General features: G+C 64.4%; 11 protein-coding genes and 1 pseudogene. 8 read left to right on the forward strand and 4 right to left on the reverse strand.

Annotation, left to right across the window (positions count from 1 at the left end):
• Positions 1-58 precede the first annotated feature (58 nt).
• Both ACZ899_RS19780 and ACZ899_RS19785 read right to left on the reverse strand, forming a co-directional pair.
• Positions 59-955, reverse strand: a complete 897-nt coding sequence (locus ACZ899_RS19780) for a D-hexose-6-phosphate mutarotase (protein ID WP_234562231.1) — start codon at positions 953-955, stop codon at positions 59-61.
• 73 nt (positions 956-1,028) lie between these two features.
• Complete coding sequence (locus tag ACZ899_RS19785; protein ID WP_003253317.1) at positions 1,029-1,427, reverse strand: acyl-CoA thioesterase; 399 nt, start codon at positions 1,425-1,427, stop codon at positions 1,029-1,031.
• A gap of 362 nt (positions 1,428-1,789) precedes the next feature.
• Between ACZ899_RS19785 and ACZ899_RS19790 the strand changes: the two genes are divergently transcribed.
• The 8 genes and pseudogenes from ACZ899_RS19790 (at position 1,790) to ACZ899_RS19825 (ending at position 12,347) form a co-directional block, all read left to right on the forward strand.
• On the forward strand, positions 1,790-3,079 hold the full coding sequence (locus ACZ899_RS19790) for an MFS transporter (RefSeq protein WP_062360101.1): 1,290 nt from the start codon (positions 1,790-1,792) through the stop codon (positions 3,077-3,079).
• A 168-nt stretch (positions 3,080-3,247) separates the two neighbouring features.
• Complete coding sequence (locus ACZ899_RS19795) at positions 3,248-4,246, forward strand: phosphate ABC transporter substrate-binding protein PstS (RefSeq protein WP_062575623.1); 999 nt, start codon at positions 3,248-3,250, stop codon at positions 4,244-4,246.
• Positions 4,247-4,389: 143 nt separating this feature from the next.
• Positions 4,390-6,678 carry an ABC transporter permease subunit gene (locus ACZ899_RS19800; protein ID WP_234562229.1) on the forward strand — a complete coding sequence of 763 codons (2,289 nt, stop codon included), beginning with the start codon at positions 4,390-4,392 and terminating at the stop codon, positions 6,676-6,678.
• A 17-nt stretch (positions 6,679-6,695) separates the two neighbouring features.
• On the forward strand, positions 6,696-8,366 hold the full coding sequence (gene pstA, locus ACZ899_RS19805) for a phosphate ABC transporter permease PstA (protein ID WP_050707551.1): 1,671 nt from the start codon (positions 6,696-6,698) through the stop codon (positions 8,364-8,366).
• 72 nt (positions 8,367-8,438) lie between these two features.
• Complete coding sequence (pstB, locus tag ACZ899_RS19810; protein WP_110736314.1) at positions 8,439-9,272, forward strand: phosphate ABC transporter ATP-binding protein PstB; 834 nt, start codon at positions 8,439-8,441, stop codon at positions 9,270-9,272.
• A gap of 122 nt (positions 9,273-9,394) precedes the next feature.
• Entirely contained in the window at positions 9,395-10,165 is a 771-nt protein-coding gene (gene phoU, locus ACZ899_RS19815) for a phosphate signaling complex protein PhoU (RefSeq protein WP_023630537.1), read from the forward strand.
• 163 nt (positions 10,166-10,328) lie between these two features.
• A pseudogene (locus ACZ899_RS19820) lies at positions 10,329-11,241 on the forward strand (response regulator).
• A 206-nt stretch (positions 11,242-11,447) separates the two neighbouring features.
• A complete protein-coding gene (locus ACZ899_RS19825) occupies positions 11,448-12,347 on the forward strand; it encodes a peptidoglycan DD-metalloendopeptidase family protein (RefSeq protein ID WP_234562227.1) in 900 nt (299 codons plus the stop codon).
• Positions 12,348-12,443: 96 nt separating this feature from the next.
• On the opposite strand, the gene ACZ899_RS19830 is transcribed toward ACZ899_RS19825, so the two are convergent.
• Both ACZ899_RS19830 and phoR read right to left on the reverse strand, forming a co-directional pair.
• Positions 12,444-13,784 carry a hemolysin family protein gene (locus ACZ899_RS19830; RefSeq protein WP_203649361.1) on the reverse strand — a complete coding sequence of 447 codons (1,341 nt, stop codon included), beginning with the start codon at positions 13,782-13,784 and terminating at the stop codon, positions 12,444-12,446.
• 184 nt (positions 13,785-13,968) lie between these two features.
• Positions 13,969-15,240, reverse strand: a complete 1,272-nt coding sequence (phoR, locus tag ACZ899_RS19835; RefSeq protein WP_232855495.1) for a phosphate regulon sensor histidine kinase PhoR — start codon at positions 15,238-15,240, stop codon at positions 13,969-13,971.
• Between the last annotated feature and the right edge of the window lie 37 nt (positions 15,241-15,277).

Here is a 15,277-nt window from a genome sequence, read left to right on the forward strand (position 1 = left end):
CGAATCCTGTGGGAGCGGCCTTGTGTCGCGAAAGGACCGCGTAGCGGTCCCGGAAACCTCAGAGCACTTCGCTACCGATCGCCACGCTCATCGCATGACTCGCCCCCGGCTTGAGCACCACCAGGTCATCCATCACATTCGCCGTCTCGATGCACAGCATGCGCTGCCAGCCATCGTCGGCCATGTCCGGCAGGTCGCGAGCGCGCTCGGTCCAGGGGTTCCAGATCACCGCGGTGCGTGAGCCGCCGGCCTGCAGGGTGATGCGTCGGTTCCAGTGGGGGTCGACGATGGCCAGGCGCTCGGGGGCGTTCAGGTAGATGCGATCGGTCTCGCCCGTAAAGCCCAGGTTGCCCTGCTGCTGGCGCTGCTCCCAGTTGGCCAGGGTTTCGATATAGGCCAACCCGTCCACGCCTTCCACCTGCACCTGACGCACGTCGCTTACCGCGAAGTAGCTGTGCAGGGCCTGGCTCAGGGTGACGTCGGTATTGCCGAGGTTGTAGCTGGTCAGGGTCAGCTTCAGCTGGTCGCCCAGTTCCACCAGCAGCTTGAGCTGGACCTCGTGGGCCCAACCGGGCAGGTCGCCCTGGGCTTCGGGCAGTTCGAATTCGATCCGCAGGTTGTCGCCTTGCTCCTCGGCCCCCAGCAACTGCCAGTCGCGCCCGCGCACCAGGCCGTGGGCCGGTGGTTGTTCGCCCTTGAACATGGCTTTGACCGACTCCGGGTTGCGCTCGAAGATGCCGAACCACGGCCAGCATACCGGCGCGCCAGCGCGCACCGACTTGCCCTTGCGGAAGATGGCCTGGTCGCTCAGCCACAGCAGCGGCGGTTCGCCGATCCGCTGGTAGCTAAGGACTTGCGCGCCCTGCTGGGCGATCAATAGTTCGGCATGCTCGCTGGTGATGCGCCAGCAATTGAGTTCGCCGTGAAGCTCGGTCTCGACCGTGAAGTTAGCCATTGCGCTCGTCTCATTGATTGTCTGTCAGGCCGTTGGACCCGGTGACGTGCAATGAGTTTACCGCTCGCTCGGCTCAGCGACGAGGCACCGAGCGGGTGCGACCGCTGCCATCGATGGCGACGAACACGAACACGGCTTCGGTGACCTTGCGCCATTCGCTGGACAGCGGGTCGTCACTCCACACTTCGACCATCATCTGGATCGAGCTGCGACCGATCTCCAGGGTCTGGGTATAGAAGGACAGCTGCGCGCCCACCGCCACCGGCACCAGGAAGGCCATGCGGTCGATGGCCACCGTGGCCACCCGGCCACCGGCGACGCGGCTGGCCATGGCGGTGCCGGCCAGGTCCATCTGGGCGACCAGCCAGCCGCCGAAGATATCGCCGAAACCATTGGTCTCGCGTGGCAGCGCGGTGATCTGCAAGGCCAGGTCGCCCTGCGGGATAGGATCTTCTTGTTCGAGCTCAATCATGCCGTGGGGCCTCTGACCCGTGAAGCTTCGTTGGTGGCGCAATGAAGGACGCCGTAAAAACGATTCAGCAACACGCATACTACGCTGATTTCGCTTCGCGAGGCGGCCAAAGGGAAACTCTGCGAAACAGTCTGACAACAATGACCGACGTTTTCGCACAACTTCCCACAATGGAAGCAACCTTTTCCTACGAGCGGGCAGTATATATACCTGCACAGCCAGCGACGACCGCACATTCATGAATATCTGTATGGATTTTGTACCGCTATGAGCGCGGCTCGGCAATTTGCTATCTTCGCTGCCTAGCCAATCCAGAAGCCGCATGCCAAGCGGTCCGCAGACCTACAAGAGAAAGAACAGCGATGACCTCCGTGCAGAGCAGTATCGAGCAGCCGTCCCGGCCGTTGTCCCGCAGTGACTACAAGACCCTCTCGCTGTCCGCCCTCGGCGGAGCCCTGGAGTTCTACGACTTCATCATCTTCGTGTTCTTCGCCACGGTGGTCGGCAAACTGTTCTTCCCCGCCGACATGCCCGAGTGGCTGCGCCTGATGCAGACCTTCGGCATCTTTGCCGCCGGCTACCTGGCGCGCCCCCTGGGCGGTATCGTCATGGCCCACTTCGGCGACCTGCTCGGGCGCAAGAAGATGTTCACCCTGAGCATCTTCCTGATGGCGGTGCCGACCCTGGTGATGGGCCTGCTGCCCACCTATGCGCAGATCGGCCTGTGGGCGCCGATCCTGCTGCTATTGATGCGGGTGATTCAGGGCGCGGCCATCGGCGGCGAGGTGCCGGGGGCCTGGGTGTTCGTTTCCGAGCACGTGCCGGCGCGCAACACCGGCTATGCCTGCGGCACCCTGACTGCGGGCCTGACCTCGGGCATCCTGCTTGGCTCGCTGGTGGCGACCCTGATCAACACGCTCTACACCCCCGAGGAAGTGGCTGATTACGCCTGGCGTATCCCGTTCCTGCTCGGTGGGGTGTTCGGCTTCTTCGCGGTCTACCTGCGCCGCTGGCTGCATGAGACCCCGGTGTTCGCCGAGATGCAGGCGCGCAAGGCGCTGGCCGAGGAACTGCCGCTGCGCGCGGTGCTGCGCGACCATCGCGGCGCGATCATCCTGTCGATGCTGCTCACCTGGCTGCTGTCGGCCGGCATCGTGGTGATCATCCTGATGACCCCGGCCTTGCTGCAGAGCCTCTATCACGTCAGCCCCACCGACTCGCTCAAGGCCAACAGCCTGGCCATCGTGCTGCTCAGCCTGGGCTGCATCGGGGCTGGCAGCCTGGCCGACCGTTTTGGCGCCGGGCGCGTGTTCATCGTCGGCAGCCTGGCGCTGCTGGCGTCGTCCTGGGCCTTCTACCACAGCCTGCCGACCCGCCCGGACCTGCTGTTCCCGCTGTACGCCCTGACCGGCCTGTGCGTGGGCATTGTCGGTGCCGTGCCGTACGTGATGGTCAAGGCGTTCCCGCCGGTGGTGCGCTTCAGCGGCCTGTCGTTCTCCTACAACCTGGCCTACGCGATCTTTGGCGGGCTGACGCCGATGGTGGTGACCGCGCTGCTCAAGTTCAGCCCGATGGCGCCAGCCTACTACGTGGCGTGCCTGTGTGCCGTTGGTCTGCTGGTGGGCACCTATTTGCTCGCTCGTAAACGCTGACACCCGCTCTAAACTCCTCCTCTGCAACATCCTGTAAAGGCCATCCCGGTTCCCGGTGATGGCCTTTCATCCAATTGTCATATTCGAGTCATAGAGTGTTCATGCGGCCTGCAGATACTTGGGCCCGTTCCATCTCACAACCCACGATATTCCTGCTAGGAGCAAGGCATGAAACTGAAGCGTTTGATGGCGGCCCTGACCTTTGCCGCCGCTGGCGTCGCTGCCGCCAATGCGGTCGCCGCTGTCGATCCTGCAATCCCGACCTACACCAAGACCACCGGTGTATCGGGCAACCTCTCCAGCGTCGGTTCCGACACCCTCGCGAACCTGATGACCCTGTGGGCCGAGGCCTACAAGAAGGAATATCCGAACGTAAACATCCAGATCCAGGCCGCCGGCTCCTCCACCGCGCCACCCGCGCTGACCGAAGGCACCGCCAACCTGGGCCCGATGAGCCGCAAGATGAAGGACGTCGAGCTGCAGGCCTTCGAGCAGAAGTACGGCTACAAGCCGACCGCCATCCCGGTCGCCGTCGACGCCCTGGCCGTGTTCGTGCACAAGGACAACCCGATCAAGGGCCTGACCATGGCTCAGGTCGACGCCATCTTCTCCTCCACCCGCCTGTGCGGTGGCAAGAGCGAGATCAAGACCTGGGGTGACGTCGGCGTGACCGGCGACCTGGCCAACAAGCCAATCCAGCTGTTCGGCCGCAACTCGGTATCGGGCACCTATGGCTACTTCAAGGAAGAAGCCCTGTGCAAAGGCGACTTCAAGCCTAACGTCAACGAACAACCTGGCTCGGCCTCGGTCGTGCAGTCGATCAGCTCCTCGCTGAACGGCATCGGCTACTCGGGCATCGGCTACAAGACCGCCAGCGTCAAGACCGTGCCTCTGGCCAAGAAAGACGGCGGCACCTTCGTCGAAGACAACGAAGCCAACGCCCTGAACGGCACCTACCCGCTGTCGCGCTTCCTCTACGTCTACGTCAACAAGGCCCCGAACAAGCCTCTGGCCCCGCTGGAAGCCGAGTTCGTCAAGCTGGTGCTGTCGCAGGCCGGCCAGCAAGTTGTCGTGAAGGACGGCTACATCCCGCTGCCAGCCAAAGTGGTCGACAAGACCCTGGCCGACCTGGGCCTGTCCCACGCGGGTAACGTTGCAAAGAAGTAAGTAACTGAGGATGAGGCCGGTGCCAACTATGCCCGGCCTCCTCCACGAATTCCTTAGTCCGAAGCCAGGGCTCCTGAGCGGCGGGCTTTTTTGCGTCACTGCACTGTCATGTTTTTGTCATACGGGACCGCTAGGGTGTGCGCATGAATGATCTGGCCAACTCCACAATGACCCAAAATTCTCCTCCCGTGCGCATTGATTTCAATACGCCCGAGTTGCAACGCAAGCGCCGCATGCGCGCCCTCAAGGACCGCCTGACCCGCTGGTACGTCCTGGTGGGCGGCCTCGCCGTGCTGGCAGCGATCACGCTGATCTTCTTCTACCTGGCCTATGTGGTGCTGCCGCTGTTCCAGGGTGCCGAACTGACCAGCAAGAAGGCCCTGGAGCCGACCTGGCTGCAACAGGACGCCGGCAAACCCCTGATGATCGCCCTCGAGGAGCAGAACCTCGTGGGCATGCGTGTGTCCGACAAGGGCCAGGCGCTGTTCTTCGACACCAAGACCGGCAACGAACTGAAGCGCGTCGACCTGCCGCTGCCCGCCGGCGCCCAGGTCAGCTCGATCAGCACCGACCAGCCTGGCAGCCCGCTGGTGGTGCTGGGCCTGTCCAATGGCCAGGCGCTGGTGTTCCACCACACCTACAAGATCACCTATCCGGACAACAAGAAGACCATCGAGCCGGGTATCGACTACCCCTATGGTCAGGACCTGTTCACCCTGGATGACCAGGGCCGCGCGCTGGAACACGTGAGCGTCAACGTCAATGGCGACACCCTGCTGTTGGCCGGCTCCACCGGCGCGCACCTGCAGGTGGTCGAACTGTCTCGCACCGAAAACATGATGACCGACGAGGTCACCATCGAGCAGAACCGCATCGAGTTGCCGCAGATGACAGAGGCGGTGAAGAACATCTTCATCGACCCGCGCCAGCAGTGGTTGTACGTGGTCAACGGCCGCGCCACCGCCGATGTGTTCAGCCTGCGCGACAAGAGCCTCAATGGCCGCTACAAGCTGCTGGAAGACGGCAACGCCGAAATCACCGCGACCGCCCAGCTGGTCGGCGGCATCTCGCTGATCTTCGGTGACTCCAAGGGCGGCCTGAGCCAGTGGTTCATGGCCCGCGATCCGGATGGCGAGTCGCGCTTCAAGCTGATCCGCAGCTTCCAGCTGGGCAAGGCCCCGGTGGTGCAGATCGACGCCGAAGAGCGTCGCAAGGGCTTCATCGCCCTGGACAGCGAAGGCAAGCTCGGTGTGTTCCACAGCACCGCGCACCGCACCCTGCTGGTCGAGCCGGTCGCCGAAGGCGCGGGCGTGCTGGCCCTGTCGCCGCGCGCCAACCGCATCATCATCGAGGAAGGCGGCAAGCTGCTGCCGCTGAGCCTGCGCAACCCGCACCCGGAGATCTCCTTCAGCGCGCTGTGGGGCAAGGTCTGGTACGAGAACTACGACGAGCCTAAGTACGTCTGGCAGTCGACCGCCTCGAACACCGACTTCGAACCCAAGCTGAGCCTGTCGCCGCTGACCTTCGGTACGCTCAAGGCCGCGTTCTACGCGATGATCCTGGCCGCGCCGCTGGCCATCGCCGCCGCCATCTACACCGCCTACTTCATGGCCCCGGGCATGCGCCGCAAGGTCAAGCCGGTGATCGAGCTGATGGAAGCGATGCCGACGGTGATCCTCGGCTTCTTCGCCGGCCTGTTCCTCGCGCCGTACCTCGAAGGTCACCTGCCGGGCGTGTTCAGCCTGTTCGTGATCATGCCGATCGGCATCCTGCTCGCCGGCTTCAGCTGGAGCCGCCTGCCGGAGTCGATCCGCCTGCGCATCCCGGATGGCTGGGAAGCGGCGATCCTGATCCCGGTGATCCTGGTGATCGGTTGGTTTGCCCTGTACATGAGTCCGTTCCTCGAGAGCTGGTTCTTCAAGGGCGACATGCGCCTGTGGATCAGCAACGACCTCGGCATCACCTACGACCAGCGCAACGCCCTGGTGGTCGGTATCGCCATGGGCTTCGCGGTCATCCCGAACATCTACTCCATCGCCGAAGACGCCGTGTTCAGCGTGCCGCGCAGCCTGACCCTGGGTTCGCTGGCGCTGGGCGCCACGCCGTGGCAGACCCTGACCCGCGTGGTCATCCTCACCGCCAGCCCGGGCATCTTCTCGGCGCTGATGATCGGCATGGGCCGTGCGGTGGGCGAGACCATGATCGTGCTGATGGCCACCGGCAACACCCCGGTGATGGAGATGAACCTGTTCGAGGGCATGCGCACCCTGGCCGCCAACGTGGCCGTGGAAATGCCCGAATCGGAAGTCGGCGGCAGCCACTATCGTGTGCTGTTCCTCGCCGCCCTCGTGCTGCTGATGTTCACCTTCGTGATGAACACCCTGGCCGAGCTGATTCGCCAGCGCCTGCGCAAGAAATACTCGTCGCTTTGATAGAAAGGTAGAGATCCGTGAAAAAGGATTCCCTCAAAGGCTGGTTCAAGAGCGGCGCCCCCGGCGTCTGGATCAGTGGTGGCGCGGTCGCCATGGCGGTCATCATGACCGTCGGCCTGCTGGCCGTGATCGCCGTGCGCGGCCTGGGCCACTTCTGGCCGGCCGACCTGGTCCAGGCCACCTACAAGGTGCCGGGCCAGGCCGACCACGTGGTCATCGGTGAAGTGGTACAGAAGGAAGAAGTACCCCGCGAACGCCTCAAGGGTGCCGGCCTGCCGGTGCCCGAGCAGGGCCCGGAGTTCATGACCCGCGAGCTGATCAAGGTCGGTAACCGTGACCTCAACGGCACTGACTTCACCTGGGTCGTGGGCGAGTGGCTGGTCGACCAGCAAAAGCCTGTCGATCTGATCGCCCTGGAGCGCCGCGAGTGGGGCAACTTCTATGGCTACCTGGTCAGCGTCAAGGAAGAAGGCCGCGTGGTCGCCCAGGGCCCCGAGGCCTGGACTGAGCTGCAGACGCGCCTCAAGCGCGCCAGCGAACTCAACGACCAGCTGGTGAAGCTGGAGAAGAAGGATATCGGCGCCATCAACCATGGCCTCGAGCGCCTGCGCCTGCACGGCCGCAAGCTGGAACTGGATGGCAAGCTGGATGCCGCCGCCCAGGCCGACATGGACGCCGAGCGCGCCGAGCTGAACAATCGCTACAAGGCCATCGAGGAGCGTCTGACCGGCCTGCACCAGGCCTTCGCCCGCGACAGCCTGGTAGCCCGCGACGGCAACGGCCGCGAGGTGGAGATCAACCTGAGCAAGGTGGTCCACGCCATCCAGCCGAACGCCATGTCCGGCCTGACCAAGATGGGCGCCTACTTCGCCAAGGTGTGGGAGTTCCTCAGCGACGACCCGCGTGAGGCCAATACCGAGGGTGGTATCTTCCCGGCCATCTTCGGCACCGTGATGATGACCCTGATCATGGCCGTGATCGTCACCCCGTTCGGCGTGCTGGCGGCGGTGTACCTGCGCGAGTACGCCAAGCAGGGCCCGGTGACCCGCTTGATCCGCATCGCGGTGAACAACCTGGCCGGCGTTCCGGCGATCGTCTACGGCGTGTTCGGCCTGGGCTTCTTCGTCTATGTGCTGGGTGGCTCGATCGACCGGCTGTTCTTCCCCGAGTCGCTGCCGGCGCCGACCCTCGGCACCCCAGGCCTGCTGTGGGCCTCGCTGACCCTGGCGCTGCTGGCGGTGCCGGTGGTGATCGTGGCCACCGAGGAAGGCCTGGCGCGGATTCCGCGGACCGTGCGCGAGGGCTCGCTGGCCCTGGGCGCGACCAAGGCCGAGACCCTGTGGAAGATCGTCCTGCCGATGGCCAGCCCGGCCATGATGACCGGCATGATTCTCGCCGTGGCTCGCGCCGCCGGCGAAGTGGCGCCGCTGATGCTGGTGGGTGTGGTGAAGCTGGCGCCGTCGCTGCCGGTGGATGGCAACTACCCGTACCTGCACCTGGACCAGAAGATCATGCACCTGGGCTTCCACATCTACGACGTCGGCTTCCAGAGCCCCAACGTCGAGGCCGCGCGGCCGCTGGTGTACGCCACCGCGCTGTTGCTGGTGCTGGTGATCGCCACCCTCAACCTCTCGGCGGTGTGGATCCGTAACCACCTGCGCGAGAAGTACAAGGCCCTCGACCACTGATCCTGATTGCAAGCGTGCCGCCCGAACACCGGGCGGCCCTTTGAAACGAATTGATAGCGTATGGAGTTGACCATGCAGCATGAATCCCACGCCCACGGCATCGACATGTCGGCCCTGGGCCGCGACAAGCAGAGCCTGCGCCTGGCCGAAGAGACCGTGGCCATCGAAGTACCTGGGCTGTCCCTGTTCTACGGCGACAAGCAAGCGCTGTTCGACGTCAGCCTGAACATCCCCAAGCAGCGCGTGACTGCCTTCATCGGCCCGTCCGGCTGCGGCAAGTCCACGCTGCTGCGGACCTTCAACCGCATGAACGACCTGGTCGATGGCTGCCGCGTGGAAGGCGCCATCAACCTGTACGGCAACAACATCTACCGCAAGGGCGAGGACGTGGCCGAGCTGCGCCGCCGCGTGGGCATGGTGTTCCAGAAGCCCAACCCGTTCCCCAAGACCATCTACGAGAACGTGGTCTACGGCCTGCGCATCCAGGGCATCAACAAGAAGCGCGTGCTCGACGAAGCCGTCGAGTGGGCGCTGAAGGGCGCGGCGCTGTGGGACGAGGTCAAGGACCGCCTGCATGACTCGGCCCTGGGCCTGTCCGGTGGCCAGCAGCAGCGTCTGGTGATCGCCCGTACCATCGCCGTGGAACCGGAAGTGCTGCTGCTCGATGAACCGTGTTCGGCGCTGGACCCGATCTCGACGCTGAAGGTCGAAGAGCTGATCTACGAACTGAAATCCAAGTACACCATCGTCATCGTCACCCACAACATGCAGCAGGCGGCCCGCGTTTCGGACTACACCGCGTTCATGTACATGGGCAAACTGGTCGAATTCGGTGATACCGACACCCTGTTCACTAACCCGGCGAAGAAGCAGACCGAAGACTACATCACCGGTCGCTACGGCTAACGGCGCCTTTGGCGCAGCTGCAAGCTTCAAGCTGCGAGCTGCAAGAAGAAGCGGCCAGGGAATGACACGAACCACTTGAAGCTTGCAGCTTGAGGCTTGCAGCTTCTTCGCGGAGCGAAAGCATGATCAACAAAGAAAGCCTTACCCACCACATCTCCCAGCAGTTCAACGCCGAGCTCGAGGAGGTGCGCAGCCACCTGCTGGCCATGGGCGGCCTGGTCGAGAAGCAGGTGAACGACGCCGTCACCGCGCTGATCGAGGCCGATTCGGGCCTGGCCCAGCAGGTGCGCGAGGTCGATGAACAGATCAACCAGATGGAGCGCAACATCGACGAGGAGTGCGTGCGGATCCTAGCCCGTCGCCAGCCGGCGGCCTCCGACCTGCGCCTGATCATCAGCATCTCCAAGTCGGTGATCGACCTGGAGCGCATCGGTGACGAATCGACCAAGATCGCCCGCCGCGCCATCCAGCTGTGCGAGGAAGGCGAGTCGCCACGCGGCTACGTCGAGGTGCGCCACATCGGCGACCAGGTGCGCAACATGGTCCGCGACGCGCTGGACGCCTTCGCCCGTTTCGACGCCGACCTGGCGCTGTCGGTGGCCCAGTACGACAAGACCATCGACCGCGAATACAAGACCGCGCTGCGCGAGCTGGTCACCTACATGATGGAAGACCCGCGCTCGATCTCCCGCGTGCTCAGCGTGATCTGGGCCCTGCGTTCGCTGGAGCGCATCGGCGACCACGCGCGCAACATTTCGGAGCTGGTGATCTACCTGGTGCGCGGCACCGACGTGCGCCACATGGGCCTCAAGCGCATGAAAGCCGAGGTGCAGGGCGAAGCGTTCGATGAGGGCGAAATCGCTAATGTTCCGGCTGAACCGGACGATAAATAGGATTGCTCCCGAGCATGAACGCCCGGCAACCGCCGGGCGTTTTCGTTTGCGGTCGAGCACCAGCAGGCACCCGCGAACCGTGTGAGAAGTCCCGGCGTGACCAGTGGTTTGGCAAATGGCCATCAGTCGGCGGTATGCTAGCCGGGATTCAAGAGGAGTATCGATGAGTAAAGTGAATGTGCTGGTCGTGGACGATGCCCCGTTCATCCGCGACCTGGTAAAAAAGTGCCTGCGCAACGCCTTTCCCGGCGTGGTGATCGAGGACGCGGTCAACGGTCGCAAGGCCATGGCCATGCTGAGCAAAGGAACGTTTCGACCTGGTCCTGTGCGACTGGGAGATGCCCGAGATGTCCGGCCTCGAGCTGCTGACCTGGTGCCGCCAGCAGGAAGAGATGAAGACCATGCAGTTCATCATGGTGACCAGCCGTGGTGACAAGGAAAACGTGATCCAGGCCATCCAGGCCGGTGTTTCCGATTTCGTCGGCAAGCCGTTCACCAACGAGCAGCTGCTGACCAAGGTGAAGAAGTCGCTGACCAAGATCGGCAAGCTCGATGCCCTGATGTCCAGCGCGCCGGCGCGGGTCAACTCGGCGTTTGCCAACGACTCGCTCAGCGCCCTGACCGGCGGTCGTCCAGACGCGGCCAAGGTAACCGCGCCCGCCGCCGCGCCCGTGGCAGCGGCGGCCAAGCCGCTGATCAACGCCCCCACGCCGAAGACTGCCGCCGCGGCGGCCCAGACCGGCCGTGGCCAAGGCCAACTGCGCCTGTCCAGTGGCACCCAGCCGTGCATGATCAAGGCCCTGAGCCTCAAGGAAGCCCTGCTGGTGGTGCGCCGCGGCACCAACCTGCCGCAAGTGCTCGAAGGCGCGGTGCTGGACCTGGAGCAAGGCGAGAATGCCGAAACGGCGCGGCTGAACGGCTACCTGCACGCCATTGCGGCGCTGGAACCCAAGCCTGAGAGCGACTGGCTGCAACTGACCTTCAAGTTCGTCGACCAGGATGCGCAGAAGCTCGACTACCTGTCGCGGCTGATCGCTCGCGGCACGGCGCAGAAGCACTTCACGCCCGGCGCCTGATGGCCGCTTGAGCACCGCGACAGGTCGGAGCGGATTTTGTGGGAGCGGGCTTGCCCCGCGATAGTGGTGGTATGGCCACCGTCGTCATCGCGGGGCAAGCCCGCTCCCACGTTACCCATCCGGCACTTCGCCCGACCAACTGTCATATCCCTCTCAAATCCGGCTGCTAGGCTTCGACAGAACACAACTGTCAAAAAGCCACCATCATGCCGCCCGCCCGCCTGCTGCTGTTCTGTGCCTTGCTCACGGCCTCGGCGTCGTGCCTGGGCATGACCGTCTACAAGACTACCGACACCTTCGGCGTGGTCTCCTACTCCGACCGACCGAGCCCTGGGTCGAAAGCCTTTGTGTTCCGTGAGCCCATGGTCGAGCGCCTGGATGGCCAGGTTCGCCTGAAGACCGAGTCCTTTGCCGGTGGCGTGCGCTTTGTCGCCCGCAACGAACTGTTCGTGCCCATGGAGGTAGAGCTGCGCGTGGAGCGCCTGGCCAATGCCCAGGGCGGCAACGCCCCGCGCATCGTCCGACGGCTGGTGCCGCCGCGCTCTACCCAGGTGCTCAGCGTGGTCCAGGCCCGCCAGGGGAGCAGCCTCAGGTACGACACCAAGTTTCGCTATGCCATGGGCGACCCGGGCCAGCGCCCGCAGGGCTATCGCTATCCCTTCCCCTGGAAGGGCGGGCCGTTTCGTCTGAGCCAGGGTCCCAACGGCCGCTTCAGCCACTTCGGGCCCAAGGGGCGCTATGCCATGGACATCGCCATGCCCGAGGGCACGCCGATCATCGCGGCGCGGGGTGGGGTGGTGGTGAAGATCGAGAACAACCAGAGCGGGCGGGGCAACAACCCGGCGGGCAACTTCGTCAGGATCCTGCACCCGGACGGCACCATGGGCGTGTACCTGCACCTGATGCGCGGCTCGGTGGTGGTGGGCGAGGGGCAGCGGGTGGCCCAGGGGCAGGCGCTGGCCAAGTCGGGCAACACCGGCAACAGCAGCGGGCCGCACCTGCATTTCGTGGTGCAGCGCAATGTGGGGTTGGCGCTGGAGTCGATACCGTATCAGTTCGACCGGCCGATTGGCGGGTTACCGGATTTTACTGCCGGCAACCCTTGAGGCTTTCGCGGCACAAGGCCGCTCCTACAGGGGAATGCGATCTATTGTAGGAGCGGCCTTGTGCCGCGATAGGGCTGCAAAGCAGCCCCAGGGATATCAATCGAGCTTGAGCACCTTGGCCAGCACGATCTTCGGCCCTTTCATCTTCTTGATGATGATGCGCAGGCCGTCGACCTCCAGCACTTCCTCTTCCTCGGGCACGCGCTTGAGGGTCTCGTAGACCAGGCCGGCCAGGGTTTCCGCCTCGATATGGTCGAGGTCGACGCCCAGCAGGCGCTCGACCTTGAACAGCGGCGTATCACCGCGTACCAGCAGCTTGCCCGGCTGGTAGGCGAGGATACCGCGCTCGGTCTTGCGGTGTTCGTCCTGGATATCGCCGACCAGCACCTCCAGCACGTCTTCCATGGTCAGGTAGCCGATCACCTTGCCATCGGCTTCCTCCACCAGCACGAAGTGCGCGCCACCCTTGCGGAACTGCTCCAGCAGCTGGGACAACGGCATGTGCCGCGACACGCGCTCCAGCGGGCGGGCGAGGTCCTCGAGGTCGATGGTCTCGGGCAGGTGGTCCAGCTCGGCCAGCTCCAGCAGCAGGTCCTTGATGTGCAGCAGGCCGGTGAACTCCTCGCGCTCGGCGTCATACAGCGGATAACGGCTGAACTTGTGACGGCGCAGCAGGGCGAGGATTTCCTTCAGCGGCGCATGGGCGTCGATGCTGACCATGTCTTCGCGGGAGTTGGCCCAGTCGACCACTTCCAGCTCGCCCATCTCCACGGCCGAGGCCAGCACGCGCATGCCCTGGTCGCTCGGATCCTGGCCGCGGCTGGAGTGCAGGATCAGCTTGAGCTCCTCGCGGCTGTAGTGGTGCTCGTGGTGCGGCCCGGGCTCACCTTGGCCGGCGATGCGCAGGATGGTGTTGGCGCTGGCGTTGAGCAGGTAGATGGCCGGGTACATTGCCCAGTAGAACAGGTACAGCGGCACGGCAGTCCACAGCGACAGCAGCTCGGGCTTGCGGATCGCCCACGACTTCGGTGCCAGCTCGCCGACCACGATGTGCAGGTAGGAGATCACGAAGAAGGCGACGAAGAACGAGATCGCCTTGATCAGCTCGGGGCTGTCCACGCCCACGGCGGCCAGCAGCGGCTCGAGCAGGTGGGCGAACGCCGGCTCGCCGACCCAGCCCAGGCCCAGGGAGGCGAGGGTGATGCCCAGCTGGCAGGCCGACAGGTAGGCGTCGAGCTGGTTGTGCACCTTGCGCAGGATGCTGCCACGCCAGCCGTGCAGCTCGGCGATGGATTCGACCCGGGTGGAACGCAGCTTGACCATGGCGAACTCGGCGGCAACGAAGAAGCCGTTGAGCAGCACCAGGAACAAGGCGAAGAGAATCATGCCGAAATCGGCGAACAACGAGGTGAGGCTGATACCAGGGGAAGGGTCCATGATGGAGTTTTTACGGGGTCCGTCTTTGAATTGAAGAGAAAAAAAGTGCCAGCGATGGCTGGCACGGGGGATCCAATGTAGCGGCTGGAGCCGCAAAAGCAAAGGGGATGCGTCCCATCGCGGGGCAAGACCGCTCCCACGATCGCTTAGGCAGTGCGTGGGAGCGGGCTTGCCCCGCGATGACTCAGGCTTTGCTTGACACCAATTGCGCCGGCGCGAAGTGGCAGGTAAAGGTGCTGCCATGCCCCGGCACGCTGCTGATTTCCAGGCGTGCGCGATGGCGCATCAGCACATGCTTGACGATCGCCAGCCCCAGCCCGGTGCCGCCGGTATTGGACGCACGGCTTGAGTCGACCCGGTAGAAGCGTTCGGTCAGGCGCGGCAGGTGCTTGGCCTCGATCCCCACCCCCGAGTCCTGCACGCTCAGGTGCGCGCCCTGTTCGTCGGCCCACCAGCGGATGCGGATATTGCCTTCGTCCTGGGTGTACTTGACCGCGTTGAACACCAGGTTGGAGAACGCGCTGCGCAGCTCCGATTCACTGCCCTTGAGACGAATGCCGGGCGTCGCCTCCAGGCTGATGCGCTGGTTGCGCGGGCCGGACAGGGCCTGGGCGTCGTTCTTGATGGCGCCAAGCAGGGTGTCGACCAGCACCGGCTGGTTGTCCGAGGGGTAGTCGGTGGCCTCGAGCTTGGCCAGCAGCAGCAGGTCGTTGAGCAGGGTCTGCATGCGCGAGCCTTGCGCGCTCATCTGCTGCAGGGCGCGGCTCCAGCGTGGGTTCACGTCCTCGACGTTGTCCAGCAGCGTCTCCAGGTAACCGGTGATCACCGTCAGCGGCGTGCGCAGCTCGTGGGAAACGTTGGCGACGAAGTCTTTGCGCATCTGTTCCAGCTGGTGGATGCGGGTCACGTCGCGCACCAGCATCAGGTGTTCGTTGTTGCCGTAGCGGGTCAGGTGCAGTTGCACGCGCAGGCGGTCGTTGATCGGCGAGGGAATCTCCAGCGGCTCGGCGTAGTTGTCCGACTCGAAATACTCCTTGAAGCGCGGGTGGCGCACCAGGTTGGTCACCGGCTGGCCACCGTCCTGCGGCGTCTTGAAGCCCAGCAGGGTCTCGGCGGCGCGGTTCCACCACTCCAGGTTGCCTTCGCTGTCGAGCATGATCACCGCGTCGCGCAGGGCGGCGGTGGACTCCTGGACCCGGTCGATCACTGCTTGCAGGCGGCCGCGCACGCGCTGGTCGCGGCGTTGCAGGTGGTAGATGCTGTCGAACACCTCGCCCCACAGGCCGTAGCCATCGGGGGGCGCTTCGTCGGGCTGGTGGTTGCGCAGCCAGTCGTGCAGGCGCAGCAGCTGCTTCAGCGTCCAGCCCAGGTACAGGGCCAGGCCGATGGCCAGGCTCCAGCCGTAGTAGCCGCTGACCAGCCCGCCGATCAGGCAGACGGTGATCAGCAGGAGCATGTGGCGAATCAGGGTCGCGTGCCAGTTCTGGTTCAAT

The sequence above is a fragment of the Pseudomonas sp. TE31087 genome, from assembly GCF_057284075.1.

What these genes read in the sequence shown, in the direction of transcription:
- ACZ899_RS19780 (WP_234562231.1), bottom strand. Translation starts at nt 955, where the DNA reads ATGGCTAACTTCACGGTCGAGACCGAGCTTCACGGCGAACTCAATTGC.
- ACZ899_RS19785 (WP_003253317.1), bottom strand. Translation starts at nt 1,427, where the DNA reads ATGATTGAGCTCGAACAAGAAGATCCTATCCCGCAGGGCGACCTGGCC.
- ACZ899_RS19790 (WP_062360101.1), top strand. Translation starts at nt 1,790, where the DNA reads ATGACCTCCGTGCAGAGCAGTATCGAGCAGCCGTCCCGGCCGTTGTCC.
- ACZ899_RS19795 (WP_062575623.1), top strand. Translation starts at nt 3,248, where the DNA reads ATGAAACTGAAGCGTTTGATGGCGGCCCTGACCTTTGCCGCCGCTGGC.
- ACZ899_RS19800 (WP_234562229.1), top strand. Translation starts at nt 4,390, where the DNA reads ATGAATGATCTGGCCAACTCCACAATGACCCAAAATTCTCCTCCCGTG.
- pstB (WP_110736314.1), top strand. Translation starts at nt 8,439, where the DNA reads ATGCAGCATGAATCCCACGCCCACGGCATCGACATGTCGGCCCTGGGC.
- phoU (WP_023630537.1), top strand. Translation starts at nt 9,395, where the DNA reads ATGATCAACAAAGAAAGCCTTACCCACCACATCTCCCAGCAGTTCAAC.
- ACZ899_RS19825 (WP_234562227.1), top strand. Translation starts at nt 11,448, where the DNA reads ATGCCGCCCGCCCGCCTGCTGCTGTTCTGTGCCTTGCTCACGGCCTCG.
- ACZ899_RS19830 (WP_203649361.1), bottom strand. Translation starts at nt 13,784, where the DNA reads ATGGACCCTTCCCCTGGTATCAGCCTCACCTCGTTGTTCGCCGATTTC.
- phoR (WP_232855495.1), bottom strand. Translation starts at nt 15,240, where the DNA reads ATGCTCCTGCTGATCACCGTCTGCCTGATCGGCGGGCTGGTCAGCGGC.